The sequence below is a fragment of the Pseudomonas sp. K5002 genome, from assembly GCF_013386655.1.
Classification (GTDB): domain Bacteria; phylum Pseudomonadota; class Gammaproteobacteria; order Pseudomonadales; family Pseudomonadaceae; genus Aquipseudomonas.
Window position 1 is genome coordinate 1 of sequence record NZ_JACARK010000702.1, and the last position, 696, is coordinate 696.

Sequence of the window (696 nt, forward strand, 5' to 3'; positions counted from 1 at the left end):
GTTCGTGGGGCTGCGACATCACCGCCGCGAACGGCACCAGTTGCTGGGGCACACAGCTCACAATCCCCAAGCCGAAAGACGCCCCGATCAGCGCCCAGATGCCCGGTGAAAACGCCGCCGCCAGGGCGAAACAGAACGCCAGGGCGATCTGCCCCAGCACCAGCTTGCGGCGGTCAAAACGGTCGCCCATCGGCAGCAGCAACGCCAGCCCGGTAGCAAAACCCAGCAGGGCGGAACCGGCCACCAGATCCACGGTGGTCACGTCCACGCCCATGTCCGAAGCGATCAGCGGCAGGATCGGCTGGGTGCAGTAAATATTGGTAATCACCGCGCCGGCGATCACCGCCATCATGATGATCTTGCCGCGCGGCGCGACCGCAGGCGCTGTGGAAGGTTGGGATGTCATCGGCAGGCCACTCACGGCGCTCTCCTTCAATGCAGATCTCCGGGAAGGAGATGAGTGGCCAACGTTACGCACTCGCGCTTATCAGGATAATCCCCTAGGATTTGGAATCATCCTTCCAGAATTTGATAGGTTGCCATGAACCGTCTTGAATCCATGTCCATCTTCGTTGCCGTGGTTGATGCAGGCAGCCTGACCGCTGCGGCGCGGCGCCTCGACATGCCGCTGGCCAGCGTCAGCCGCAAGGTGGCTGAACTTGAGACGCACCTGAAAACCCGCCTGCTGCACCGCAC

2 protein-coding genes are annotated in these 696 nt (G+C 62.4%); one reads left to right on the forward strand and one right to left on the reverse strand.

Going from position 1 to position 696, the window contains the following annotated elements:
• Positions 1–406 (reverse strand): MFS transporter (locus HX846_RS26535; RefSeq protein WP_178966414.1); only part of this gene is annotated, 406 nt, incomplete at its 3' end.
• A gap of 135 nt (positions 407–541) precedes the next feature.
• Between HX846_RS26535 and HX846_RS26540 the strand changes: the two genes are divergently transcribed.
• Positions 542–696, forward strand: a 155-nt coding sequence (locus HX846_RS26540) for a LysR family transcriptional regulator (RefSeq protein WP_178966413.1), incomplete at its 3' end; no start/stop codon positions are given.